This window comes from Streptomyces sp. NPDC006552 (assembly GCF_040611655.1).
In the GTDB taxonomy this organism is placed as follows: Bacteria; Actinomycetota; Actinomycetes; order Streptomycetales; family Streptomycetaceae; genus Streptomyces.
In genome coordinates, this window is sequence record NZ_JBEXOS010000035.1 from 37049 (window position 1) to 63725 (window position 26677).

Here is a 26677-nt window from a genome sequence, read left to right on the forward strand (position 1 = left end):
GCCGCCGGTCCGGCCGGGCGGCGGCCCCACGGATCACACCGGACGCAGCCGCAGCGTCAGGATCTGGAACGGGCGCAGGGACAGGGCGAGCCCGGCCTCCGAGGTCTCCGCCGGCCGCAGCGGCCGCTCCAGCAGGTCCGTCTCGTCGGCCCCCGCGACCGGGAACGACGCGGTGAGCGTCGCCGTCGCGCGCCCGCCCCGCGACTCGTAGAGCCGCACCACCACGTCCCCGCTGCGGTCCTCGGCGAGCTTCACCGACTCGATCGTCACCGCCGGATCGTCGACCGCGAGCAGCGGCGCCACCGTACCGGCCGCCGCGATCCGCAGCGGCAGGTTCAGCGCCAGCCCCCCGGCGACCGCGTCGCCCGTCGTGGCGCCCGGCGCCAGCGCGTACGTGAAGCGGTGCGTGCCGAGGTCGGTCTCGGGGTCGGGGCTGTGCGGGGCGCGCAGCAGGGTGAGGCGGACGGTGGTGCCGAGCCCCTCCGCATGCGGGGTGCGCGTCACGTCGTGGCCGTACGTCGAGTCGTTCAGCAGGGCGACGCCGTACGTCTCCTCGGCCACGCGCAGCCAGCGGTGCGCGCAGATCTCGTAACGGGCCGCGTCCCAGCCGGTGTTGGCGTGCGTCGGCCGGTGCACGTGCCCGAACTGGATCTCGGCCGCCGACTGCTGCGCGTGCACGTCCAGCGGGAACGCCGCCTTGAGCACCTTCTCCGACTCCTGCCAGTCGATGTCGGTGACGACGTCGAGGCGGCGGCTGCCCGCCGCGAGCCGGTACTCCTGCGTGACCCGGGAGGAGCCGAAGGCGCGGGTGACGCGGACGGCGACCCGCAGCGGCCCGTCCTCCACCAGCTCCACCGACTCGGCGTCCGTGAGATCGGTGCGGGTGCGCCGGTAGTGCGCGTCCAGGTCCCAGGCGTCGTACTGGGTGGGATGGTCGGGGTGGAGCTGCAACAGGTTGCCGCGGGCCCCCGGGGCCAGGACCTCACGGCCGCCGTGGACCAGATCCCGTACCGAGCTGAGGAGCCCGTCGCTGTCGACGGTGACGGCCAGGTGCTCGTTGGCGAGCACGATGGCGTCCGCCTCACGGGTCGCCGCGGCGTGGGCGCCGGGCCCCCGGACCTCTTCGGCGGCCTCGGCCAGGCTCCGGGCCCCGAGCCCCTCGACGCTCACCCGCGTCAACCGGCCCTCGTGCGCGACCACTTCGCTGCGCGGGTACGGCGAGGCGTTCAGGGCCACCGCCTCACCGGCGCCGAGCCGGCCCACCGCTTCACCGGTGATCTTGTCCAGCTCGGCGAGCACGCGGGCGTAGGTGTCACGGGCCTCGCGGTGCACCCAGGCGATCGACGAGCCGGGCAGGATGTCGTGGAACTGGTGGAGCAGGACCGTCTTCCACAGCCGGTCGAGAGCGTCGTACGGATAGGCGTACGACGGGTCGTGCAGGGCGGCGGCCGTGCACCACAACTCAGCCTCGCGCAGCGCGTGTTCGGAGCGCCGGTTGCCCTGCTTCGTCTTCGCCTGCGTCGTGTAGGTCGCGCGGTGCATCTCCAGGTACAGCTCGCCGGACCAGACGGGCGCCTTCGCGCCGTACTCCTCGTACGCGGCCTGGAAGAACGCCGACGGCTTCTCGATCTCCACGCGCGGCGACCCCTCCAGGGAGCGCAGCCGGCGCGCCTTCTCCAGCATCTCCCGGGTCGGACCGCCGCCGCCGTCGCCCCAGCCGAAGGGGACGAGCGAGCGCGAGGCGCCGCCCTTCTCCGCGAAGTTCCGCTCGGCGTGCGCCAGTTCACTGCCGTGGAACTGCGCGTTGTAGGTGTCCACCGGCGGGAAGTGGGTGAACACGCGGGTGCCGTCGATGCCCTCCCACCAGAAGGTGTGGTGCGGCATCTTGTTGGTCTGGTTCCAGCTCAGCTTCTGCGTCAGGAACCAGCGTGCACCCGCCAGCTTCGCCAGCTGCGGGAAGGCGGCGGTGTAGCCGAAGGAGTCCGGCAGCCAGATCTCCTCCGTCTCCACCCCCAGCTCGTCCCGGAAGAACCGCTTGCCGTGCACCAGTTGCCGCGCGAGCGCCTCCCCGCCGGGCATGTTCGCGTCCGACTCCACCCACATCGAGCCGACCGGCGCCCACGTGCCGTCCGCCACCGCCTTCTTGATCCGGTCCCAGATGTGCGGCTGGTGCTCCTTCACCCACGCGTACTGCTGGGCCTGCGAGCAGGCGAAGACCAGCTCCGGGTAGTCCCGGGCCAGCGCCGTGACGTTGGCGAACGTGCGCGACGCCTTGCGGACCGTCTCGCGCAGCGGCCACAGCCACGCCGAGTCGATGTGCGCGTGCCCGGCTGCGGAGATCCAGTGCGCGCTCGCCGGCGCGGGCCGGGCCAGTACCTCGGCCAGCTCGGCGCGGGCGGCCGCGGCCGTGCCCGCCACGTCGTGCAGGTCCAGCGCGTCGAGCATCCGCTCCAGCGCGCGCAGGATGTCGTGGCGCGCGGCGCGCTCCGCGTCGAGCTCGTGCATCAGCTCCGAGAGCACCTCGGCATCGAGCACCAGATGCCAGACGTCCTGGTCGAGTACGGCCAGGTCGGCAGAGCGGAATCGGTAGACGGGCCGATCTCCCGCGGTCAGGACGTCACCGAGCGGGGTGGGCGCGAAGTCCCGCAGCACCGCCGGGTTGGCCGCCGCCTCCAGCAGGAGGTGGACCGGTTCCCCGCCGGCGGCGGGCGCCGCGACCGTGAGGTGCCGGTTGCGCGGATGGATGCCTTTGAGCGGGACGCCGTCGGCGTCGTGGAGCAGCCCCTCCGCCTGGAACCCGGGCCCGTCCCCGGAGAACCCGGGGTCCACCACCACCTCGACGTGCCGCCCGGCCCACTCCCGCGGCACCTGTCCGGTGAGCCGGAACCAACTGGTCGACCAGGGCTTTCCCCACGCCGTGCCGGTCTCGAAGGGTTCGTAGGATCCTGCCAGCGCCTCGGCCACGGGCACCGGCTCGCCCGGCGCGTGCCAGACGCTCAGCGCGAGCGGTGTCCGCGCCGCGTACTGCGCGGGCCGCACGAACTGGCGCATCGCCCGTTCGAGGCGGCCCTCCACGAGGTGTCGGTCGTCGTGCACGGCGGCTCCTTGTCACTCCTCGTCCTGCGGGAATCCCACGCTTCCTTCCCCGCCCGGCGGGGGGACACCCGTGGCGGGCGGCCGAATAAACAAGAGTGCCGACAGGCCCATTGGGCATGCATCCCCGTGTACGCGTTCGACAGACAGGCCGAGCAGCACGAGTCCAGAGCGAGAAAGGCATCGGGATCGGCGTGTGGGCGGGGGTCATGGGACGGCAGGGACCAGGGGGCGGACCGGCAGAGGCCGGGGTCCCCGGGAGACATCCGGAGAACGAAGGGCCCGAGGGGGCCGCGCGGAGGGACGGAGCGACCGGGCAGTTCACGCGACTGCTGGGCAAGTCGGATCTGAGAGCGGTACCGGAGACGAGGCGCGCCCTGCGCCGGCTGCTCCTGCACTGGGGCGGGCCCGGACGGTCGGAGACGGCCGAGCTGCTCCTGAGCGAACTCGTCACCAACGCACTGGTCCACACGGACCGCGACGCGGAACTGACGGCGACGCTGGGCCCCCGGGGCCTGCGGGTCGAGGTCCGCGACGACACGGAGCGCCGGCCGCAGCTGCGCGTACCGATCGCCGACGACGGTACGAACGGCCGGGGCCTGCTGCTCGTGCAGTCCCTCGCGGACGCCTGGGGCGTCGCCGCGCCCGGCGCGGGCCGCACCGGGAAGGTGGTGTGGTTCGAGCTGGACGGCGGCACCGTGTGACCTACGGGTCACGCGTGTGCCGCCGCACCGCCCGGCGCGGCCGGCCGGACCTCAGCCGAACTGCTGCTCCAGGTCCTTGAGCTTCTGCTCCAGGGTGTCGAGCCGGGGCAGCGCCTGGGTGTCGTCCTCCGCCGTCAGATCGACGGGGACGGGCGGCGCCGGGGCCTCACTCCCACTCCGGACGGCCTGCAGAGAGGGCCGCGCGCGCAGCGGAAGCTGGTCCTGCGAGGGTTCCGTAGGCGTCGGCCCGGGCGATATGGCAGGCTCCGCGCCGCCTTGCGCGGAGCCCGCCGAGGCCGTCACCTCCACCTGGCGACCGCCGCGCCCGGCGAACGAGCGGTGCCCGCGGCTGAGCGCCCGCAACTGCGCCCGCTCCAGCTTCCCGTGCTCGCGCCGCCGCATCCGGTCCTGCGTCTTGAGCCGCTTGTCCTCCCGCACCTCGTCGACGGCCTCGTCCAGCGTCCGTACGCCCTCCAGGAGCATCAGCGACCAGGCACTGAACGTCTCCCGCGGCGCGCGCAGCCACCGCACCATCCGGATCTGCGGCAACGGCCGCGGCACCAGGCCCTGTTCGCGCAGCGCCGCGCGGCGCGTCTGCTTCAGGGCGCGGTCGAAGAGCACCGCCGCCGACAGCGACATCCCCGCGAAGAAGTGCGGGGCGCCCGCGTGGTCGAGCCCGCGCGGCGCGTGCACCCAGTTGAACCAGGCGGCGGCGCCCGCGAAGGTCCACACGAGTATGCGCGAACCGAGCGCCGCGTCGCCGTGGCTGGCCTCGCGCACGGCGAGCACCGAGCAGAACATCGCGGCGCCGTCGAGCCCGAACGGGACGAGGTACTCCCAGCCCCCGGAGAGGCTCAGGTTCTGCCGGCCGAAGCCCACCAGGCCGTGGAAGGAGAGGGCGGCGGCCACGGCGGCGCAGCAGAACAGCAGCACGTACGAGGCGGAGCCGTAGACGGCCTCCTTGCGCCTGCGCCGCTCCTCGCTGCGCTCCCACGACTCGTCGGCCGACGCGCCCTTCTTCCCGGCGTCCCCGGTGCGCCTGCCGCGCGCGAGCACCGCCACCGCCGCCAGCATGCCCAGGAGCAGCACGGCGCCCGGAAGCAGCCAGTCCAGCGATATGTCGGTCAGTCTCATCAGGGGGTCCCTTGCCTAGCGAGCGGGCGTCGGGCGCCATAGTGGCCCAGCCACCCGGGCCCGCAGGGGGTTTCGGGGCAAGAGCACGCCATAGGAGTGCGAGGGGGCGTGCAAAGCGGCCGTACGCTCGAACTCCCGCGAGACAAAGGGAAATCGGGTTCGATTTACGTCACCCGGACGGGTGGTTCGGCCGGGTGCGGGTGGTGCTCAGGCGGTGGCGGCGGCCGAGAGCCGTGCGACGCGGTCCGCGTCGCAGGTACGCGGACAGGTCACGCAGGTGTCCTCCGGGCGCAGCGTGTAGAAGAGGCAGCAGCTCGCGCGGTCCCGGGTCGGCAGCGACTGACCGTCCGGGCCGGTCAGTTCGCGGAACGCGGCCTTGCCGACGTACGGCTTCGTCGTGCCCGGCAGCAGCTCCTCCAGCTCGGCCATCGCGCGGCGCTCCTCGCCGAGCAGGTGACCGACGTACCAGAGGCTCTCGACGATCTCGTCCGTGGCCATGCCCCACAGCGCGCGCGGACCGCGCCGCATCCGGGGCCCGAAGCCGCCGAGGACGGGCGCCAGGTGCTCGGCGACGGCCGCGCGCAGCTCGGCGCGCAGGGCCTCCTCGTCCGGCACGACGTGCGCGCCGGGCAGGCCCGCCGCCGGGTCGTCGGGCAGACAGGCGAAATCGGTGACCCGTACGGCCATCCGGCCCAGCGCGCGCTGGAGCGAGACGTGCGCGGCGGGGAAGCGCGGCACGCGGCGGTGCAGGAACCAGGGGACCGTGATGAGCAGGCAGGCCGGCCAGGCGTAGCGGTGCAGGCCGAAACTGGCGACGACATCGGGCCGGGCCCGCTGTCCGTAGTCCTTGCGGACCTGCGCGTCGTCCCAGGCGAGAAAGGCATCGAGCGCACCCCCGCCCTCGGCGAGCTGCCACGCCCCGACCCACCCGGCCTCCCCGGGCAACGCCCGGTCCGGCCCGAACTCGTCGATACGCAGACTCGGGAAGACCTCGGTGAGGCGGGCGTAGGCGGCCGAGACCGCGCTCTGGGCCGCGGCGGGCGCCGTGGTGACGAGGGGCATGCGGTGACCACCGAATCACGAGCGTTTGCAGGTAAGCCTTACCTTACCCGACGGGTGCGGGGTTTGACGTGTGACCTCGGCGCCCTATCGTTCTGGGTTGGGTGCGGTACAAACGGCAGGTAATCGGCGGGAACGGCAGCGAAGGGGATGACCGGGTGAAGCAGGCCGGAGAGCAGGCCGGGCGCCGGTCGGCAGAGGGCTCGGCGGCCTTCGGGGTTCCCGGGCAGCGGTCCGCCTCCGCGTGGACCCCGGCCCAGGCATCCGGGCCGGACAGCCGCGAGCACGCGCATGCCGAGCCGCCCGTACCCCGGTTCGCCGCGCGCGGGACGGTCGAGCGGAGTTCGGTGCGCGGGCAGGTTCTCGACGCGCTCCGCGCCGCGCTCGTCTCCGGGGACCTCGCGCCCGGCGAGGTGTACTCCGCCCCCGTCCTGGGCGAGCGGTTCGGGGTCTCGGCGACGCCCGTGCGCGAGGCGATGCAGCAGCTGGCCCGCGAGGGCGCCGTCGAAGTGGTGCCGAACCGCGGCTTCCGGGTCGCTGTGCGGACCGCCCGGGAGCGGGCGGAGCTGGCCGAGGTGCGCGGCCTCGTCGAAGCACCCATCGTGCTGCGCCTCGCCCGCACCCTGCCGGCGAGCCGCTGGGCTGCGCTGCGGCCCGCCGCGCAGGAGAGCGTCGCCGCCGCGGCCCGAGGTGACCTCGCGCGCTACGCCGAGGCCGACCGCGCCTTCCACCGGGCCCTGCTCTCGCTCGCCGGGAACGAACAGCTCGTACGGATCGCCGACGACCTGCGGCGCCGGATCGTCTGGACAGGCTGCGACCTGCGCGCGGACGCGGCGCAGCACATCGCGCTGCTGGACGCGCTGGAGGCGCAGGACGTCACGGCGGTGAACGCGGCGGTCCACCAGCATTTCGGCTGAGCCGGAATCACGCGCCTCCGGCGGTTGAGGAGCGGAGCCCCGTGGGCCGCGACCCAGGCCCGCCGCCTCCCCGCCCGGCCACCTCGCGGAGCCATACCCCTCAAGCAGCCGCGGGCAACGCCCCCGCCAACCACGTGGGCACGCCCCCGAGCAACCGGAACAACCGCCCCGCCTCGGAGAGCAGCCGCGCCGACACCTCCGGCTCCGGCTCCGCCTCCGCCAGGGACACCAGCGCCGGAGCTGTCCCCACCAGGAACCCCAGCTCCTCCCGCAACCGCAGCGACTCCGCGAACCCGTGCCGCGCCTCGGCCAGCTCGCCCTCGCGCAGCGCGAGCCCGGCCAGCTGCCGCCAGGTGAAGGAGAGCAGCAGCGGGTCGCCGTGGGCCGTCGCCCCCGCGTGCGCCCGGCGGTACGCGGCCCGCGCCGCCTGCGGCGAGTCGGCCAGGTTCTCCGCCAGCAGGCCGCGCCGGAAGTCCAGCAGCGCCCGCGCCGCCGCCCCCGGCGCGAGCAGCGCCGCCGCCCGCCCGAACGCGGAACGGGCCTCGTCGACCCGGTCCCGAACCCTCAACAGTGTGGAGGCGTAAGCGAGTTGGCCGCGCTCGCAGGCGGCCGCGCCGCGCTCGCCGTCCGTGTGGGCGACGGCCTCCGCGGCCCGCAGCGCGTCCTCCGCCTCGGCCCAGCCCTGCTCCGTGTAGAGGCACCGCTCGCCCAGGAGCGCCGCACGCTGGAGCGCGGCCGCGGGACTCGTCGGCGCGTGCGGGTCGAGCAGCGCGGCCGCGTCGGCCCAGCAGCCGCGCGAGCGCAGCCGCCATACCGCGGTCTGGAGTGGATCGTCCCCTGCGTTCGTTCCCGTACCAGACATGGCGGTATGCGCCACGTTGCCCTCCCCGAGCACGCCATCGAGCCGAGTTGTCGTGGGGCATCTCAGCACGGATCGCGGCACCCGGCCAAGGGGGTGGGTGAAAGATTTCACAAAGGGCGGGGCGCGGTGGGCCGGGCCCGGCGCCGCCGCGGCGTCAGCTCATGCGCAGGGCCAGGAAGAAGTCCAACTTGTCCTCCAGGCGCGCCAGGTCACGGTTGGTCAGCTGCTCGATCCGCCCGACGCGGTAGCGCAACGTGTTGACGTGCAGGTGGAGCCGGGCCGCACAGCGCGTCCACGATCCGTCGCAGTCGAGGAACGCCTCCAGGGTCGGGATCAGCTCCGCGCGGTGCTTGCGGTCGTACTCGCGCAGCGGGTCCAGGAGGCGGGCGGTGAAGGCGCGGCGCACGTCGTCCGGGACGAACGGCAGCAGCAGGACGTGCGAGGCCAGCTCCTGATGGCCGGCGGCGCAGACCCGGCCGGTGCGGGCGGCGGCGACGCGGCGGGCGTGCCGGGCCTCCTCCAGCGCGCCGCGCAGCCCCTCCGCCGAGTGCACGGCGGCGCTCACGCCGATCGTCAGCCGCCCGTCGTCGGCGAGCCCGGCCGCCAGCGGCTCCCGGACGGTCGCGAGCAGCGAGTCCGCGATCAGGCCCTGCTCCGAACCGTCGTGCTCGGCCGAGACCGCGGGCAGCGGGACCAGCGCGACGGCCTCGTCACCCGTGTGCGCCACCGCGATCCGGTCGGACGGCTCGGAGCCCGAGGAGAGCGGGTCGACCAGGATCTCTTCCAACAGGGACTGGGCCACCGGGCCGCCCTCGATCTCGCCGCCCTGCCACTCGACGCGGGCCACGACGACCTGCCAGTGCGGGGCCGCGCCCAGGCCCGGCAGCAGCACCGGGGCGGTCACGCGCAGCCGCGCGGCGATCTCGGCGGGGGCCGCGCCGGTCTGGACCAGCTCCAGGACCTCCTGGGCGAGCCGGCGCCGTACCGTACGGGCCGCGTCGCGCCGGTCGCGCTCCACCGAGATCAGCTGGGTCACGCCCTGGAGCAGGTCGAGCCGCTCCTCGGGCCAGTCACCGGCGTCCGCCTCGACGGCGAGCAGCCAGTCCGACAGGACGCTCTCGCGGACGTCACGGGCGCCCGGCACCGCGTTGCGGCCGCCCGAGCCGATCGGGAAGACCGAGTACGCCGTGGCGTCGATCGTCACCCGGTGCGGGGCCCGGCGCCCCGCGCGGGCCGCCGCCAGATGCTCGGCGGCCAGGCGCACGCAGACCTCGGCGGGCAGGTCGGGGCCGCTCGCGGTCGAGCCCGCGATGGCGCGGCCGGCCGGGGAGAGCACCCAGGCCCGCAGGTCGAGGTCGCTGCCGAGCAGGTCGAGCACGACGTCGGGGCCGCCGCCGGCCGGTCCCGACGTCATCAGGCGCCGGTGCCGGTCGACGACGGCCGCCAGGTCGCCGGCGCGCTCGCCCGAGACCTGGCGTACGACGTGCTCGGTGATGGTCGCGAAGGCCACCGACTCGTTCACCGCGAAGAGCGGCAGCCGGTGCCGGGCGCAGGCCGCCACGAGGTCGTCGGGGACCGCGCCCAGCTCGGCCTCGCCGGCCGCGAGCCCCGCCACGCCCGCCCCGGACAGGAGGCGGACGAACGGCTCGGAGTCGGCGGCGTCCCGCCGCCAGGCGAGGCCGGTCAGGACCAGCTCGCCTCCGGACAGGTAGCGGCTGGGGTCCCGCAGGTCCGTGGTCATCACGCCCCGGACGGTGCGGTCCAGCTCGTCCTCGCCGCCGAGGAGCCTGAGGCCCAGCGCGTCCGTGTCCAGCAATGCGCGCAGCCGCATGTCGTCTCGCCGCCGATCTGTCTCGAACTGTTTCCTGGGTGTCAGCAGGAAAACGGAGAGGTTACTGATGTCCTCCGGTCGTACGAATCTACAAGACACCCGTGATGGTCAGCCAACTCCTTCATGGTTTCCGTGACTGACCCTGGTGGAGCACCGGGCGGTGTACTGGGCCCACTCCGCGTTAACAGCACATGAACGAGCCCCCGCGATCCGCACATCCGTGGCTCGATCCGATCGAACGAACCACGAATCACGAACGACGAAGAAGAGAGCCGCTCATGGACTTCCTTCGCCCCGCCAGCTGGGAGGAGGCGCTCGCCGCCAAGGCCGAGCACCCCACCGCTGTGCCGATTGCGGGTGGCACCGATGTCATGGTCGAGATCAACTTCGACCACCGCCGGCCCGAGTACCTCCTCGACCTCAACCGCATCGGCGAGCTGAGCGAGTGGGAGGTGGGCGAGGGCTCCACGGACACCGTCCGGCTCGGCGCCTCCGTCCCGTACAGCGCGATCATGGAGAACCTCCGCACCGAGCTGCCGGGCCTGGCGCTCGCCTCGCACACCGTCGCCTCCCCGCAGATCCGCAACCGCGGCGGCGTCGGCGGCAACCTCGGCACCGCCTCCCCGGCCGGCGACGCCCACCCGGCGCTGCTCGCCGCCGGCTGCGAGGTCGAGGCCGAGTCCGTACGCGGGTCCCGGCGCATCCCGATCGACGCGTTCTACACCGGCGTGAAGCGCAACGCGCTCGCCCCGGACGAGCTGATCCGCGCCGTCCACATCAAGAAGGCCGACGGACCCCAGCAGTACTCGAAGGTCGGCACCCGCAACGCCATGGTCATCGCCGTGTGCGCCTTCGGTCTCGCGGTGCATCCCGAGACCCGGACCGTGCGCACCGGCATCGGCTCGGCCGCGCCGACCCCGGTCCGCGCCAAGGAGGCCGAGCAGTTCCTCAACGCCGCGCTCGACGAGGGCGGCTTCTGGGAGAACGGCAAGATCATCACCCCGTCGGTCGCCAAGCAGTTCGCGGACCTGTGCTCCGCCGCCTGCAACCCGATCGACGACGTCCGCGGCACCGCCTCCTACCGCCGCCACGCGGTCGGCATCATGGCCCGCCGCACGCTCACCTGGGCCTGGGAGTCGTACCGCGGCACCGCCCGTACGGAGGGAGTCGCGTAATGCGCGTCAATTTCACGGTCAACGGCCGTCAGCAGGAAGCCGACGACGTCTGGGAGGGTGAGTCCCTGCTCTACGTCCTGCGCGAACGCATGGGCCTGCCCGGCTCCAAGAACGCCTGCGAGCAGGGCGAGTGCGGCTCCTGCACCGTCCGGCTCGACGGCGTGCCGGTCTGTTCCTGCCTGGTCGCCGCCGGCCAGGTCGAGGGCCGCGAGGTCGTCACCGTCGAGGGCCTCGCCGACTTCGCGAAGAACCGCGCCTGCGGCGGCCACGAGCACGGCACGACCTTGCAGGACGCCCAGGGCTGGCAGGCCGCCGAGGGCACCGACTCGCAGACCGGCGAGGGCAGTGAACTCGCCCCGATCCAGCAGGCGTTCATCGACGCCGGCGCGGTCCAGTGCGGCTTCTGCACCCCGGGGCTGCTGGTCGCCGCCGACGAGATGCTGGAGCGCACCCCGAACCCGTCCGACGCGGACATCCGCGAGGCCCTCTCCGGCAACCTGTGCCGCTGCACGGGCTACGAGAAGATCATGGACGCGGTCCGGCTCGCCGCGGCCCGCCAGTCCGCGCCCGAGGGGGTCTGACGAAGATGGCCGACACACGTACCACCGGCATCCCGTTCAACGTGACGCAGGGCGCGCAGGCCAAGGGCGGCATCGGCGAGTCCACGCTCCGCCCGGACGGCACCCTCAAGGTCACCGGCGAGTTCGCGTACTCCTCCGACATGTGGCACGAGGACATGCTGTGGGGTCAGATCCTGCGCTCCCCGGTCGCCCACGCCGAGATCGTCTCCATCGACACCGGCGAGGCCCTCGCCACCCCCGGCGTCTACGCGGTCCTCACCTACGACGACCTGCCCACCGACGTGAAGAACTACGGCCTGGAGATCCAGGACACCCCGGTCCTCGCGCACGGCAAGGTCCGCCACCACGGCGAGCCCGTCGCGCTCGTCGCCGCCGACCACCCGGAGACCGCGCGCCGCGCCGCCGCCAAGATCAAGGTCGAGTACCGGGAGCTACCGGTCATCACCGACGAGGCCTCCGCGACCGCGCCGGACGCGATCCTCGTCCATGAGGGCCGCGACGACCACCACATCGGCCACGTCCCGCACCCCAACATCGTGCACCGCCAGCCGATCGTGCGCGGCGACGCCGACGCGGCCGCCGAGCGCGCCGACGTCATCGTCGAGGGCGACTACTACTTCGGCATGCAGGACCAGGCGTTCCTCGGCCCCGAGTCGGGGCTCGCGGTCCCGGCCGAGGACGGCGGCGTCGACCTGTACGTCGCCACCCAGTGGCTGCACTCGGACCTCAAGCAGATCGCCCCCGTCCTCGGCCTGCCCGAGGACAAGGTGCGCATGACGCTCTCCGGCGTCGGCGGCGCGTTCGGCGGCCGCGAGGACCTGTCGATGCAGATCCACGCCTGCCTGCTGGCGCTGCGCACCAGCAAGCCGGTGAAGATCGTCTACAACCGCTTCGAGTCGTTCTTCGGCCACGTCCACCGCCACCCCGCCAAGCTCCACTACGAGCACGGGGCGACCAAGGACGGCAAGATCACGCACATGAAGTGCCGGATCGTGCTGGACGGCGGCGCCTACGCCTCCGCGTCCCCGGCCGTCGTCGGCAACGCCTCGTCCCTCTCGGTCGGCCCGTACGTCATCGACAACGTCGACATCGAGGCCATCGCGCTCTACTCGAACAACCCGCCCTGCGGCGCCATGCGCGGCTTCGGCGCGGTGCAGGCGTGCTTCGCCTACGAGGCGCAGATGGACAAGCTGGCCGACAAGCTGGGCATGGACCGGGTCGCCTTCCGGCAGCTCAACGCCATGGAGCAGGGCACGCTCATGCCGACCGGCCAGCGGGTCGACTCGCCGGCCCCGGTCGCCGAGCTGCTGCGCCGCATCAAGGCGATGCCGCTGCCGCCCGAGCGCCAGTGGGAGTCCAGCGAGGGCTCCGACGTGCGCCAGCTGCCCGGCGGCCTCTCCAACACCACGCACGGCGAAGGCGTCGTCCGCGGCATCGGCTACGCGGTCGGCATCAAGAACGTCGGCTTCTCCGAGGGGTTCGACGACTACTCCACCGCCCGGGTACGCATGGAGGTCGTGGGCGGCGAGGCCGTCGCCACCGTGCACACCGCGATGGCGGAGGTCGGCCAGGGCGGCATCACCGTCCACGCGCAGATCGCCCGCACCGAGCTGGGCGTCACCCAGGTCACCATCGCCCCCGCCGACACCCAGGTGGGCTCGGCCGGTTCGACCTCCGCGTCGCGGCAGACGTACGTCACCGGCGGCGCCGTCAAGAACGCCTGCGAGCTGGTGCGCGAGAGGGTACTGGAGATCGGGCGCCGCAAGATGGGCACCTACCACCCGGCGTGGGCCACGGCCGAGCTGCTGCTCGAAGGCGGCAAGGTCGTCACCGACGGCGGCGAGGTCCTCGGCGACCTCGTCGACATCCTCGAGGGCGAGACCGTCGAGGTCGAGGAGGAGTGGCGCCACCGGCCCACCGTCCCCTTCGACCTGGTCACCGGCCAGGGCGACGGGCACGTGCAGTACTCGTTCGCCGCCCACCGCGCCGTCGTCGAGGTCGACACCGAACTCGGCCTGGTCAAGGTCATCGAACTGGCCTGCGCCCAGGACGTCGGCAAGGCGCTCAACCCGCTCTCGGTGATCGGCCAGATCCAGGGCGGCACCATCCAGGGCATGGGCATCGCCGTGATGGAGGAGATCGTCGTCGACCCGAAGACGGCGAAGGTCAAGAACCCTTCCTTCACCGACTACCTGCTCCCCACCATCCTCGACACGCCGACCATCCCGGTCGACGTGCTCGAACTTGCCGACGAGCACGCCCCGTACGGGCTGCGCGGCATCGGCGAGGCACCCACTCTGTCGTCGACCCCGGCCGTCCTCGCGGCGATCCGGAACGCGACGGGTCTGGCGCTCGACCGCACGCCCGTGCGGCCCGAGCACCTCACGGGCACGGCCGCTTCCGCGTAACCGTCGCTTGAGCAGCACCCGGGGGGACGCCGTCCCGACGCCGTCCCCCCGGCCCCATCGCCGTCCGTCTCGGGCCGTCCCCCGGGTCGTGCAGCCATCCCAAATCCCGCACGCGCAACGGCAGTTCGCGGGTGCCCCTTTGAACCTTGGGAAACGAGGCACCATGACCCAGCAGTCCGTGGAGCCCAGAACCACCGCCGACGACGCGGGCGCGGGTTCGCGTCAGCCGGCCGGCCGGTCCTGGCTCGACAGGTACTTCCACATATCCGACCGCGGATCCACCGTCGCGCGCGAAGTGCGCGGTGGCGTCACGACCTTCATGGCCATGGCGTACATCCTCCTGCTCAACCCCCTGATCCTCTCCGGCAAGGACGCCGCCGGTGACACGATGGGCCAGAAGGCCCTGATCACCGCGACCGCCTTCGCCGCCGCGCTCACCACGCTCCTGATGGGCTTCGTCGGCAAGGTCCCGCTCGCCCTCGCTGCCGGCCTCTCCGTCTCCGGCGTCATCTCCTCGCAGGTCGCGCCCGCGATGACCTGGCCGCAGGCGATGGGCATGTGCGTGATGTACGGCGTCGTGATCATGCTGCTCGTCGTCACCGGGCTGCGCGAGATGATCATGAACGCGATCCCGCTCGCCCTCAAGCACGGCATCACCATGGGCATCGGCCTGTTCATCGCGCTGATCGGCCTCTACAAGTCCGGCTTCGTGCACATGGGCAAGGCCACCCCGCTGTCGCTCGGCCCGGCGGGTGAACTCGCCGGCTGGCCGGTGCTGCTCTTCGCGGGCACCCTCCTGCTGATCTTCATGCTCCAGGCGCGCAACACCCCCGGCGCGATCCTGATCGGCATCATCACCGGCACCGTCGTCGCGATGATCCTCAACGCGCTCGACGTGATCGACCCCAAGCAGTGGGCCAACGGCGCCCCCGAACTGCACGGCAGCGCGGTCTCCACCCCCGACTTCTCACTCTTCGGCCACGTCGAGTTCGGCGGCTGGGGCGAGGTCGGCGCGATGACCGTCGGCATGATCGTCTTCACCCTCGTGCTCGCCGGCTTCTTCGACGCGATGGCCACCATCATCGGCGTCGGCACCGAGGCCAACCTCGCCGACGACAAGGGCCGGATGCCGGGCCTGTCCAAGGCACTGTTCATCGACGGCGCGGGCGGCGCGATCGGCGGCGTCGCGGGCGGCTCGGGCCAGACCGTCTTCGTCGAGTCGGCGACCGGCGTCGGGGAAGGCGCCCGCACCGGTCTCGCCTCCAGCGTCACCGGCCTGTTCTTCGCGGCCTGCCTCTTCTTCACGCCGGTCACCGCGATCGTCCCGCAGGAGGTCGCCTCCGCCGCGCTCGTCGTCATCGGCGCCATGATGATGATGAACGCCCGGCACGTGGACTGGGCCGACCGCGCCACCGCGATCCCGGTCTTCCTGACCGTGGTCCTGATGCCCTTCACCTACACCATCACCACCGGTGTCGCCGCGGGCGTCATCTCCTGGGTCGCCATCAAGATCGCCCAGGGCAAGGCGCGGGAGATCGGGGGCTTCATGTGGGGCCTGACCGTGATCTTCCTGGTGTACTTCGCCCTCAACCCGATCGAGAGCTGGCTCGGCGTCCACTGACGCCACCCCCTCTCGTCCCCGTAACCGCTAAGGAGACCGACCCATGCTGGACATCGCCGAAGAGCTCGACCGGTGGGCCGGGCAGGGACGCGACTTCGCCGTCGCCACCGTCGTGGCCGTCGGCGGCAGCGCGCCCCGCCAGCCGGGCGCGGCGCTCGCCGTCGACAGCGAGGGCACCGCGATCGGGTCGGTCTCCGGCGGCTGCGTGGAGGGAGCGGTCTACGAACTGTGCCGCGAGGCGCTCGAGAGCGGCGAGCCGGTCCTGGAGCGCTTCGGGTACAGCGACGACGACGCCTTCGCCGTGGGCCTCACCTGCGGCGGCGTCATCGACATCCTCGTCACGCCGGTACGCGCCTCGGACGAGGCCGTACGCGGCGTGCTGGCGGCCGCGCTGGCCGCCGCCGCCACGGGGGAGGCGGCGGCGCTCGCGCGGGTCGTCTCCGGCCCCGCCGCCCTCATGGGCCGCGCGCTCCTGGTGCGCGCCGACGGCTCCGTGGAAGGCGGCTTCGGCGCCCACCCGGAGCTGGACCGCACGGTCGCCGAGGAGGCACGCGCCTACCTCGACGCCGGCCGCACCGCCACTCTGGAGATCGGCGAGCAGGGCTCACGCTGCGGCGCGCCCCTCACCCTGCTCGTCGAATCCTCCGTCCCCCCGCCCCGCATGATCGTCTTCGGCGCGATCGACTTCGCGTCGGCGCTGGTGCGCATCGGCCGCTTCCTCGGCTACCGCGTCACGGTCTGCGACGCGCGCCCCGTCTTCGCGACGGCCGCCCGCTTCCCCGACGCGGACGAGATCGTCGTCGAGTGGCCGCACGAATATCTGGCCCGCACCGAGGTGGACGCCCGCACGGTCCTGTGCGTCCTCACCCACGACGCCAAGTTCGACGTCCCGCTGCTCCAGCTCGCGCTGCGCCTCCCGGTCGCCTACGTGGGCGCCATGGGCTCCCGCCGCACCCACCTCGACCGCAACGAGCGCCTGCGCGAGGTCGGCGTCACCGAACTGGAACTGGCCCGCCTGCGCTCCCCGATCGGCCTCGACCTCGGGGCGCGGACGCCGGAGGAGGTGGCGCTCTCCATCGCTTCGGAGATCGTGGCGCATCGCCGGGGCGGCAGCGGGGTGTCCCTGACGGGAGCGCATACGCCGATCCACCATGAGGGCGCTGCGGCGCGGCGGATCGGGTCAGTCGCCTGAACCCTCGAACGCCGAGGGAGCGTAGGCGAGTTGCACCTCTTCCTTGACCTCGCGGCGCACCAGGGTGCCGCGGCCGGGAGGCTTCGGCACCGCCCGCGTCGAGCCGATGAGCATGCCCTCGCTCGCGTCGGCGGACAGGACGATGCTGTGCCTGAGTTCGGCCAGGCGTTGCAGGAACGGATCGTAGAGGGCCCGGGCCGCACCCGCCGCCGTGCGGGTCACCACCACCCGCAGGCCGATGTCGCGCGCGAGGGGCAGCAGTTCGATCAGGGGCCGCAGCTCGTCGCCGGACGGTGCGGTGACGAGGTCGTAGTCGTCGATGAGCAGGTAGATGTCTGGCCCGGTGTACCAGCTCCGGTCCCGTAGCTGTTGCGGCGTCATGTCCGGCCCCGGCACCCGCTGCTGGGCGAGTGCGTGCAGAGCTGCCACCGTGTCCCGCAGCATCGAAAGGTCTGTGAGGTACCTGACCGCAGGCGTTTCCGGCAGGTCGCCGAGCAGGGTCCGCCGGAAGTCCAACACGAAGATCTGCGCTTCCTGCGGCGAGTACTTGGCGGCGAGGGAGCGGGCGAGGAACCGCAGGAACGACGTCTTGCCGGAGCCGGCGTCGCCGAGCACGAGGAGCAGTGGGTCCCGGTCGAGGTCGAGGATCACCGGCGCCATGGCGGTGCCGTCGATACCGACGGCCAGTCCTCCGCCCGGGACGGCTTCCGGGGACGGCAGCTGCCCCGGGTCGAGGACGGCCGGCAGCAGCTTGACCGGCGGCGCCCCGGGGCGATCGCCCCAGGCAGCCAGGACCCGGTCCACCAGGGCCGCCGTGGCTTGGGACAACGGCAGCTCCCCGTTGTCCCGTCGCCGGGAAGGCACCCGGCTCCCGTCGGCGCGGAGCCGGGGGAGCGCGGTGAGGAGCGGGTGCCCGTCGGGTGCGAGTCCGTGTCCCGGGCGGCCCGCCGGTACATGCCGGGCGCTTTTGTAGTCGATCTCGCTGTCCCCGGGGTCCCCGAGACGCAGTTCGACCGTGCACCCCAGATGCTGGCGCAGGGTCGGCCGGACCTCGGCGTACCGGAGGGCGGTGAGCACCAGGTGGACGCCGAACAGGCGGCCCCGCAACGCGATGTCGTGGACGGCGTGCTCCAGGCTCTCATAGGCGGCGCGGAACGTGGTGTATCCGTCGATGACGAGGAAGACGTCGCTCCATCCGGTCGACGGGTCCTCCTGGCGCGCGTACCGGGCGCGGTACTCCTCGACCGAACCGACCCCGAGCCGTGCGCACTCGCGCTCCCGCCAGGCGAGGATCTCCGCGATCTCGGCGACGGTGCGCCGTACCAGTTCCTCGTCCGCACGGCGGGCGACCTGGCCCACGTGGGGCAGCGCGGCCAGCGCCCCTAGCTGTCCGCCGCCGAAGTCGAGCACGTAGAACCGTGCCTCCCGCGCGGTGTGGGTGAGGGCGAACGACGTGATGAGCGTGGTGACGAGTGTTGATTTGCCCGACCGCGGAGCGCCGACGAACAGCGCGTGGGCCCCCTCCCCGGAGAAGTCGAGGACCAGCGGCGAGCGGCGCTGCTCCTCGGGCACGTCGCACAGGCCCACGGGCACGCGCAGCTGTCCGGCGGCCGGCCAGGGCCGGGCCTGCAGACCGCGCTCCGGGTCGATCCCGACGGGCGGCAGCAGCTCGTCGAGGAGCGGCGGCTCCTCCAGCGGAGGCAGCCACACCGGGTGACCGGCCGGGCCGTACCGCGCGAGCCGGGCCACGACCGCGTCCAGGACCGAGGTGTCCTCCCCGCCTTCCTCCCCGTCGGGTGCCGAGGCGAAGGCGGCCTTGAAGCGGACGAGATCGTCGGAGCCCCGGCGCAGGTAGCCCACGCCCGGGTCAAGGGGCACCCGGTTGGCGTCCGCGACCCCGATCGCGGCCCGTGACTCCGTCGCGGAGGCGGTGCGCAGGGCGATCCGGTACGAGAGATAGGTCTCCAGGCCGCGCAGCGAGGTGTCGCCCAGCCGCCGCGCGGCCAGCAGCACGTGCACGCCCAGGGAGCGCCCGACGCGCCCCAGTGAGATCAGGGTGTCGACGAATTCGGGCCAGGCCGCGGTGAGTTCGGTGAAGTCCTCGAAGACCACCAGCAGCGTGGGCAGCGGTTCCAGGGCGGTGCCCGCGGCCCTGGCCCGCCGGTAGTCGCCGTGCGAGGCGTAGTGCCCGGCGTCGCGCAGGTGAGCGCTGCGGCGCTCGATCTCGCCCGCCAGGAACGCGGCGAGCCGGGCGACGGGTGCGGCGTCCTTCCCACCGACCTCGGGTACGCCCGCGGTGTGCGGCAGCGCCGCCAGGCCGCGGAAAGTGCCCCGCCCCGGCGAACCGACGAGCAGGAAGGCCAGGTCGTCGGGCCGGTGCGTTGCCGCGAACGACAGGACCAGCGTGCGCAGCAGCTCCGTCTTGCCGGACCCGGCCGCACCCACCAGCAGGCCGTGCGGCCCCGCGCCGCCCTGGGCCGCCTCCTTGACGTCGAGCAGGACCGGGGCGCCCGCGGGCGTCGTACCGATCGGGGTGGTCAGGCGGGCCGCCTCGGGCCGGATCCGCCAGCCGTGCTCCGGGTCCCAGCCGGCCGGCCGGCCCGTCCCCAGGAGCTCGGTGAAGGAGACCCAGGCCGGCCCGGACCGGTGCACCGAGAGCTCCCTGCGCCAGCCGGCCCGGATCCGCTCGACCGTGTCGGCCAGCGAGCGGCGTGCGGCCGCGTGCCCCGCGACGTCGTCGAGGCGCGGCACGGCCACCCGGAACCGGCGCCGCCGCGACAGCGCCCAGCCGACACCCACGCTCGCGGCGAGCACCGGGTCGACCAGCGAGTCACGGGTGTCGTCGAGGGCCAGCTCGACGCGCGTCCCCAGGAGCCCGAGCAGTTCTGGGCTGAAGTCGCTCCAGCGACGGGCGGTCACGCACAGGTGGACGCCGTAGTTGAGGCCGGTGTTGGCCAGCCGGTGCACCTCGTCGGCGAACCCGGCCCGCTCCCAGCAGAAGTCCAGCCAGCCGTCGATGACGAGGAAGAGGTCGCTGGTCTCCTGCGTGCCGAGAGCCCCCTCGGCACGCAGGGCCCGGAAGGCCTCCACGGAGTCGATGTCGTGATCGCGGAACAGAGAGCGGCGCGCGGCGATGGCGTCCCGCACCTCGGCGAGCGCCTGGCTCACCCGGGTCTCCTCGTGCGGAGCGGCGACGCCGCGCACATGGGGCAGGCCGCGCAGCATCCCGAGCCGGTTGACGGCGCCCTCCAGGAGGACGAACTCGGTCTCGCCCGGCGTGTGGGTCAGCGCGAGGGACAGGACGAGTGAGCGCAGCAGGGTGGTCTTGCCGCTGCCGAGCTTGCCGACCACCGCGGCGTTGCCCTCGCGCCCGGAGAAGTCGACACACATCAGCTCGCCGTCCGCCGAGTGTTCCAGGCGGCCGATCGGAGAGCGCAGCCGGGCGGAGCCCTCCCAGGAGTCGCAGGTGTAACCCCGGTCGGCGGTCTCGATCGGGGCCGGCAGCAGCTGCCCGAGCGGCAGTTCGTGCGTGGCGGCGACGCGCCCCGCGGGGCCTGCGGTGATGTCCAGCTCCACCGCGTAGGCGAGCGCGACATCGCCTTCGCAGTGGCCGGACCTGGTGGGGGTCTGGTCGGGGCCCGCCTGGTTGCGGACGGCGTCGTGGACGTAGGTGTACAGCTCGTCGGGGGTGATCACGCCGTCGCGGTTGAGGTCGGCCAGGCCCGTGCTGAGCCCTTCGATGACGGCGTGGGTGAAGCGCGGGGCGGAGACCGCGTTGTCGATTTTCAGCTGGTCGCCTTCGTAGGCGTACTCCAGGGCCGTCGTGGCGGTGATGACGAACGTCCCGCGGCCGGCGATCGCGGACTCCACGTCCACCGGCGCGGGCGACATGGGAGTGCCCCGGTGGAAGAGGCCGCTGTAACAGCAGTCGAGCAGGACGACCTTGGTGCCGGCCTGGCTCTCGTCGAGCAGCCCGTGCAGGAACTCGGCGGAGACGGCCGTGGCGGCGGGCCGGTTCAGGCGGGTGCCGAGTGTGGCGAAGAATAGCCGGTCACCGTCGTTGCGGATGCCGTGGCAGGCGAGGTAGAGCAGGACGAAGTCGTCGGGCTCGCGGTCCGCGAGCAGGTCCTCGACGGCATGCTCCACCTCCTCCTTCGGCCGGTTCAGGAGCGCGCGTACGTCGTCGAACCGGCCGATGGCCGGGTCCCGCAGCAGCGCCTGGAGTTCGGCCGCCCCACGGGCGGGAGCCCGCAGTTGGTTGAGGCCCGGGTCCTGGTAGCCGTCAGTCGCGACCAGCAGCGCGATCCGGCGCCCCGCCATCGGTCCCCTCCACCTCGTACCGGTCGGCCGCGTCCGCCGCCGGGCCAGCTGCGATCCGCGCGGTCACGGCCTCGATGAGGGCCTGCTGCTCCTTCGCGGAAACGGCGGTGAACGTGCCCTTGTTCCCGTCGAACTCCCACTCCACGGACCGGGCCTTGGAGCGGTTCACGTACGCGACGACGACGTCCGAGACAGCCTTGAGTCCGGCCGCGGAGAAGACGCCGCTGAGGACGAGTACGGCGAGGTCGTGCCCGGCACCGGCCATCGACCCGGCCGGGGCCGATCGCGTCCTGCGCTCCACGCGCAGCGCGCCCAGCCTGCGCAGGTCCTGGAAGAGGGCGCGTACGTGACGGTCCAGCTGGTCCGGCGTCGCCTCGGCCCCGCCGTCGACCCGCAGCTCCAGTTCGTGCACGGTTCCTCCTCTGCCCGCCGACCCGTCCCGGGCTCCCGGAGATCGTATCCGCCGACGACGGCGACGCGGGGGGCCGGGGACAACAAACCTACCCGGCGCCGTACTTGACGCCCCGCCACCGCATCCCCGACCCTCGCTTGGGAGCGCTCCCAAGCGAGGTACGCGCCACGAGCGCTCTCCCGCGTCCGCACGCCCCCGTGTCCTTGCGACCCCAGGAGTGAACCCGTGCGAGGTCCCCTCGGATATCCCCGTGTGCGCGGCAGCCGCCGTGCCGCGACCGCCGCCGCCGCTCTGTCCCTTGCTGTCTCCGCGCTCCTGTTCGGCGGGCCCGGTGCCGCCGTCGCGGACGGGCCGGGCGGCGCGCCCGCCCGGCTCTACACCCCCGCGCCCAACCCCGACGCCCTGCGCCAGATCCGCGGTCTCGTCCAGACCGGGCAGTACCGGGACGCGGCCCGCGTCACCGCCATGGTCGCCACCCCGCAGGCCGTGTGGTTCGGCGACCAGAGCCCGGCCGACGTCGAGAAGCTCACCCGGGACGTGGTCCGGGACGCGGACCGGGCCCACGCCCTGCCCGTCCTCGCGCTCTACAACATCCCCGGCCGCGACTGCGCCAACTACTCGGCCGGCGGCGCCGCGAACACCGCCGAGTACCAGACCTGGATCGACGCCGTCGCCCGCGGCATCGGCGCCCGGGACGCCCTGGTCGTCCTGGAGCCCGACGCGCTCGCCCTGCTGCCCGCGGACTGCGGGCAGGACGACGCCGAGGGCACGAAGACCGCCGCCCGGTACGCCGAGGTGAACTACGCCGTCGACACGCTGGAACCGCTGCGCGGCACCCGGGTCTACCTCGACACCGGCCACCCCGCCTGGCACACCGTGAGTTCCATCGTGCCGCGGCTCATCAAGGGCGGCGTCACCCGCGCCTCCGGCTTCTACACCAACACCTCGAACTACCAGACCGACGACGCCAACTCCTGGTACGGCAAGCTCATCTCGTCCTGCATCGCGTACGTGCGAGGGGGCGGGGACGCCGCCGACTGCCCGCAGCAGTCCGCGCCGCGCGCCGGGGCGCAGGCCTGGATCGACGCGCACGTCCAGGTGCCCGCCTCCCGGATGACGCACTTCGTGACCGACTCCAGCCGCAACGGTCAGGGCCCGTGGACGCCGCCCGCCGGCAAGTACACCGACCCGCAGGACTGGTGCAACCCGCCCGGCCGCGGCCTCGGCGCCCGCCCCACCCTGCGCACCGGCGACCCGCTCCAGGACGCGCGTCTGTGGATCAAGACGCCGGGGGAGTCCGACGGCCTCTGCCTGCGCGGGACACAGGGACCCGAGGACCCCGAACGCGGCACCGCCGACCCGAAGGCGGGGGCGTGGTTCCCGCAGCAGGCCCTGGAACTGACGCGGTACGCCAACCCGCCGATGCTGTGACGGGCCGCCCGGCCCGGCCGGTCAACTCCCGTCCCGCAGCAGGCCCTTCATCGCACGGGTGAACATCCACCGCCCGGCCACCGCCAGCGCCGGGTCGGCGAGGGCAGGCACCCCGCGCACCCGCAGCTCCTCGCGCCACTCCACCCGGGTCCGGCCGGGGCCGAGCGCCCGTACGTCGAACTCGGCCCAGCCGGTCACCAGCCGGCCCCGCTTGACGAGGCGGCAGTGGCGCGGCGGCTGCCACGCGACGACCTCCATCGGATCGTCGAAGCCGAGCCGGTCGCCGATCCGGGTGCGCGCCACGAACACGGTGCCCGCGGCCGTCGGCGGGGGCGTGGTGACGGTGACATGGGTGAGCGGCACGACGTCGCCGTGCCGCTCCCAGTCGGTCAGCCGCCGCCACGCCTCGGCGGCGGGCAGGGGGGTCTCTCGGACGATCCGGACATGGGCCACGCCGCGAGCGTAGGCCGCCGCCGGGCCGGGCCGGCCGCACCCGGCCGGGCGTGTCGCGGGCCGGTGTCCAACGGGCGCGCACACGCACCCGGTTGCCGCCCCGCCCGCGGCCCTCAGGGCCGGTGGACCGCGCCCGGCCGGTGTCGTAGCGCGTCCAGCCGCTCAGGCCGAGACCGAGGGCTCCGGCGGCCGCAAGCGCGGCGGCCGCACGGAACCCTCTTCGCTGCCGTCTTTCCGGTCACGCCGCCAGATATGCGCGCAGCAGCTTGGCGAGCGCTCCGGCGTAGTCGCCGGTCAGGGAGAGGTGCTCCGCCTCCGCGAACGGCTTCGCCCACCCGGCCGTCACCCTGTCGCCCGCCTTCTGCTGGACGAGCAGCCGCGCCCTGTCGACGAGCGCGCGCCCGGCGCTCGCGCCGTGCACGTGCCGCGCCTCGACGGCGAGGGCACGCAGGGCCGCCGCGCTACCGGCCGGCGCGTTGGCGGCAGTCGTGAGGCCGTAGCCGTACGGGAACTGCGGGTCGTAGGAGGAGTCGCCGACGTTGATCGGCAGTTGCGCCTCCGACCTCGGCCAGGTCACCGGCAGCCGGCCGGTGAACGCCCGCCTGCCGTAGAGCACGTCGGCCACGCCGTCGCCCTCGGTGCCCGGCAGCCAGGACGCGACGAGCCCGTCGATCTCCCCGAGCCGGTCCCCGAGCAGCTGCGGACGGCCGGAGACGACGAGTACCACGCACTTCATGGCGGCGCAGACCGTGTCCACCGCCGCCTGGTCGGCCGCGGTCAGCGCGAGGTCGTTGCCGTTGCCGACGTCGCCGACGCCTTCCGCGTACGGGGTCTCGCCGACGACGACCACCCCGACGTCGTACCCGGCCGTCGGCGCCGAGGCGTCCTTGGAGTACGCGATCGCGGTGTCCGGTGCCGCCTTGCGCATCGCCTGGAGGATCGTCGTGCCGTCGGTGTTGCGCCCCGACTGACCCTGCCAGGTGATGGTCCAGCCGCCGGTCTGGTTGCCCAGGTCGTCGGCGTTCGACCCGGCGACGTACACCTTCTGCGACTTCTTCAGGGGCAGCACGCTCCCGGCGTTCTTGAGCAGCACCTGCGACGCGGCCGCGGCCTGCCGGGCCACGGCGCGGTGCGCGGCGCCGCCGATCTCGCCGAGGTGCGAGGTGTCCGCGTACGGCTTCTCGAAGAGGCCCAGCTCGAACTTCTGCGTGAGGATGCGGGAGACGGCGTCGTCCACGCGGGCCCGGCTCACCCGGCCCGCCGTCACCTCGCCGCGCAGCGCCGACTCGAAGTCCGCGTAGGCGGTCGGCACCATGATCATGTCGAGGCCCGCGTTGATGGACGTACGCACGTCGGAGGCGTAGTCGCCCGGGATCTGGTCGATGCCCGCGTAGTCGCTGATGACGAAGCCGTCGAAGCCGAGCTTGCCCTTCAACTCCCCATTGATCATGGCCGCGTTCGCGTGCATCTTCACCGGGCCCTGGTCGTCGCCGATGATGTCCAGGGAGGAGTACGACGGCATGACCGAGCCGACGCCGCGCTTGACCGCCGCACCGAACGGGGCGAGGTGCACCGCCTCCAGCTCCTGCCGCGTCACCTTCGTGACGCCCTGGTCGATGGTGTACGAGCCCGTGGCCGACGAGCCGTACTCCGTGCCGCCGTCGCCGAGGAAGTGCTTGGCGGTGGCCAGCACCTTGTCGTTCCGGTCGAGGTCGCGGCCGTCGGCGCGGCCCTGGAAGCCCTGGATCATCGTCTCCATGGACGTCACGAGCGCCGGGTCCTCGCCGAACGACTCGTAGGAGCGGCCCCAGCGCTCGTCACGCGTCACGCACAGGCAGGGCGCGAAGTCCCACGGGACGCCGGTCGCGCGCACCTCGGAGGCGGTCACCGCACCGGTCCGCTCGGCGAGCGCGGGGTCGCGCGTGGCGCCGATACCGATGTTGTGCGGCATGATCGTGGCGCCGACGACGTTGTTGTGGCCGTGCACCGCGTCCACACCGTAGATCAGCGGGATCTGGAACCGCGTTGCCTGCGCCCGGAGTTGATAGCCGTCGATCATCTTGGCCCAGGCCTCGGGCGTGTTCGGAGTGGGCACCGAGCCGCCGCCGGAGAGCAGCGAGCCGAGGCCATAGCCGGCGATGTCGCCGGGGGAGTTGAGGGCGTTGCGCTCGGCCTGCGTCATCTGGCCGATCTTCTCGTCCAGCGACATCCGGGAGACGAGGTCCGCGACCCGCTTCCGCACCGGGAGCTTGGCGTCGAGATACGGCAGGCCGTGGGCGTCGATGACGGCCACCGGGTTCTCGGCGGGCGGCTTGGCGCCGGTGACCGTCAGCGCGAGAGGGACGGTCTCCGCGCTCTCGGCCCGGGCGCGGTCCTTGACCGTGCGGATCCTGACCGTCTTGGCGGCGCCGGACGCGGTGCCCGCGGGGAAGGTGAGCGTGCCGCTGACCGGGACGTAGTCCGAGCCGGGCGTGGCGGTCCCGCCCCCGCTCGCGTACGTGACGGTGACGTCGTCCGCGACCGGTACGTTCCCCGTCGTCGTGACCGAGACTCTGACGTCGGCCGCGCCACCCTCCTTCACCGGGTACACCCCGGCGTCCGTCGACACCTGCGCGCGCAGCGCCTGATCGGCCTTCCCGTACAACTCCACGTCATCGAGGGCGAACCGGCCCTTGCCGCCGGTCGGCAGGGTGAGGGCGTATCCCCACATCCTGTCGAGTCCGAGGACGTGGTCGATGCCGCCGACGGGCTGGTAGTCCGTGCGGTACGCGAACTGCGTGAACGGGATCTCGACCTGGTGCCAGCCCTGCCAGTCGTCGGTGAACGACGTGGTCCACAGCTCGGACGCCTCGCCGTGCGCGCCGCCGTCCTTGATCTCGAAGCTGATCTTCTTGCCCGAACCGGGAGGCAGCGGCGCCGTGTTCTGGCCGTACCACCAGAACCGGATGCCCTTCGACGCCGACCAGTCGCGGGCCGGCTGGTCGGCGGCGTAGTCGTGCGTGAAGCCGCCGTAGCCGCTGATGTCGTACGAGCCTTCGAGGACCTGGGCGCCCTCGGGCGCGTCCGCGCGCTCCGTCAGCTCCAGCTTCGGCGGGTCGTCCGCATCGCCGCCCCAGGTGAAGAGGCCCTCGGCGGGCTGCGCGGCGAACGGCACCTCGCCCTCGAAACGGTCGATGGGCACGGGGGCGGGGTCGTCCGCCGCAGCGGTCGCGGCGCTCGTGAGCGGCAGCAGTCCGGCGGCGAGGGCGGTGACGGCGAGCAGGGCGGCCCGTCTTCTCCGGCCCGGGGCGGGGGTGTGAGCGGAGTGGCGCAATGTTCCTCCCGAAGGTCCCGATGGTGGCTGAGTTCCCGAGGTTCGTTGCTGGTGGCCTTACTTCACGGCTTGAGTCAAAGAGGGTGGGGTGAGGCCGTCAAGTGTTCGGAACGTAAGGGGAGTTGCGGCCTGGGGGCAGCGGTGAGCCGCGGACTCGGCGCGGATCGCCCG

17 protein-coding genes are annotated in these 26677 nt (G+C 73.2%); 8 read left to right on the forward strand and 9 right to left on the reverse strand.

Annotation, left to right across the window (positions count from 1 at the left end):
• Positions 1-33: 33 nt before the first annotated feature.
• Complete coding sequence (locus ABZY33_RS20825) at positions 34-3096, reverse strand: glycoside hydrolase family 38 C-terminal domain-containing protein (protein WP_356493091.1); 3063 nt, start codon at positions 3094-3096, stop codon at positions 34-36.
• Positions 3097-3302: 206 nt separating this feature from the next.
• On the opposite strand from ABZY33_RS20825, the gene ABZY33_RS20830 reads away from it, so the two are divergent.
• Positions 3303-3797 carry an ATP-binding protein gene (locus ABZY33_RS20830; protein ID WP_356493092.1) on the forward strand — a complete coding sequence of 165 codons (495 nt, stop codon included), beginning with the start codon at positions 3303-3305 and terminating at the stop codon, positions 3795-3797.
• 51 nt (positions 3798-3848) lie between these two features.
• Here ABZY33_RS20830 and ABZY33_RS20835 read toward each other — a convergent pair whose 3' ends face one another.
• Entirely contained in the window at positions 3849-4931 is a 1083-nt protein-coding gene (locus ABZY33_RS20835; protein ID WP_356493093.1) for a DUF2637 domain-containing protein, read from the reverse strand.
• A gap of 207 nt (positions 4932-5138) precedes the next feature.
• Positions 5139-5993, reverse strand: a complete 855-nt coding sequence (locus ABZY33_RS20840) for a (2Fe-2S)-binding protein (RefSeq protein ID WP_356493094.1) — start codon at positions 5991-5993, stop codon at positions 5139-5141.
• Between the two features lie 155 nt (positions 5994-6148).
• Between ABZY33_RS20840 and ABZY33_RS20845 the strand changes: the two genes are divergently transcribed.
• Entirely contained in the window at positions 6149-6907 is a 759-nt protein-coding gene (locus ABZY33_RS20845) for a GntR family transcriptional regulator (RefSeq protein WP_356493095.1), read from the forward strand.
• Positions 6908-7007: 100 nt separating this feature from the next.
• Here ABZY33_RS20845 and ABZY33_RS20850 read toward each other — a convergent pair whose 3' ends face one another.
• Entirely contained in the window at positions 7008-7769 is a 762-nt protein-coding gene (locus tag ABZY33_RS20850; protein WP_356493096.1) for a hypothetical protein, read from the reverse strand.
• A gap of 154 nt (positions 7770-7923) precedes the next feature.
• Positions 7924-9600, reverse strand: coding sequence for a PucR family transcriptional regulator ligand-binding domain-containing protein (locus ABZY33_RS20855; RefSeq protein ID WP_356493097.1), 1677 nt, complete (start codon positions 9598-9600; stop codon positions 7924-7926).
• 278 nt (positions 9601-9878) lie between these two features.
• On the opposite strand from ABZY33_RS20855, the gene ABZY33_RS20860 reads away from it, so the two are divergent.
• The 5 genes from ABZY33_RS20860 (at position 9879) to ABZY33_RS20880 (ending at position 16577) form a co-directional block, all read left to right on the forward strand.
• Positions 9879-10775, forward strand: a complete 897-nt coding sequence (locus ABZY33_RS20860; protein ID WP_356493098.1) for a xanthine dehydrogenase family protein subunit M — start codon at positions 9879-9881, stop codon at positions 10773-10775.
• On the forward strand, positions 10775-11356 hold the full coding sequence (locus tag ABZY33_RS20865; RefSeq protein WP_356493099.1) for a (2Fe-2S)-binding protein: 582 nt from the start codon (positions 10775-10777) through the stop codon (positions 11354-11356). The genes ABZY33_RS20860 and ABZY33_RS20865 overlap by 1 nt, the downstream gene beginning before the upstream one ends.
• A 5-nt stretch (positions 11357-11361) precedes the next feature.
• Complete coding sequence (locus tag ABZY33_RS20870; RefSeq protein ID WP_356493100.1) at positions 11362-13764, forward strand: molybdopterin cofactor-binding domain-containing protein; 2403 nt, start codon at positions 11362-11364, stop codon at positions 13762-13764.
• A 163-nt stretch (positions 13765-13927) separates the two neighbouring features.
• Positions 13928-15385, forward strand: a complete 1458-nt coding sequence (locus ABZY33_RS20875; protein ID WP_356493101.1) for an NCS2 family permease — start codon at positions 13928-13930, stop codon at positions 15383-15385.
• Positions 15386-15428: 43 nt separating this feature from the next.
• Complete coding sequence (locus tag ABZY33_RS20880; protein WP_356493102.1) at positions 15429-16577, forward strand: XdhC/CoxI family protein; 1149 nt, start codon at positions 15429-15431, stop codon at positions 16575-16577.
• On the opposite strand, the gene eccCb is transcribed toward ABZY33_RS20880, so the two are convergent.
• Positions 16566-20897: a type VII secretion protein EccCb gene (gene eccCb, locus ABZY33_RS20885; protein ID WP_356493103.1), complete on the reverse strand. Its 4332-nt coding sequence runs from the start codon at positions 20895-20897 to the stop codon at positions 16566-16568. The two genes, ABZY33_RS20880 and eccCb, sit on opposite strands and share 12 nt — an antisense overlap.
• Positions 20860-21309 (reverse strand): hypothetical protein, encoded by a 450-nt coding sequence (locus ABZY33_RS20890; protein ID WP_356493104.1) that lies wholly within the window; start codon positions 21307-21309, stop codon positions 20860-20862. The genes eccCb and ABZY33_RS20890 overlap by 38 nt, the downstream gene beginning before the upstream one ends.
• Positions 21310-21534: 225 nt before the next feature.
• Between ABZY33_RS20890 and ABZY33_RS20895 the strand changes: the two genes are divergently transcribed.
• Positions 21535-22740 (forward strand): glycoside hydrolase family 6 protein, encoded by a 1206-nt coding sequence (locus tag ABZY33_RS20895; RefSeq protein ID WP_356493105.1) that lies wholly within the window; start codon positions 21535-21537, stop codon positions 22738-22740.
• 21 nt (positions 22741-22761) lie between these two features.
• Here ABZY33_RS20895 and ABZY33_RS20900 read toward each other — a convergent pair whose 3' ends face one another.
• Both ABZY33_RS20900 and ABZY33_RS20905 read right to left on the reverse strand, forming a co-directional pair.
• Positions 22762-23193, reverse strand: a complete 432-nt coding sequence (locus tag ABZY33_RS20900) for an SRPBCC family protein (protein ID WP_356493106.1) — start codon at positions 23191-23193, stop codon at positions 22762-22764.
• Between the two features lie 238 nt (positions 23194-23431).
• A complete protein-coding gene (locus tag ABZY33_RS20905; RefSeq protein WP_356493107.1) occupies positions 23432-26506 on the reverse strand; it encodes a glycoside hydrolase family 3 N-terminal domain-containing protein in 3075 nt (1024 codons plus the stop codon).
• Between the last annotated feature and the right edge of the window lie 171 nt (positions 26507-26677).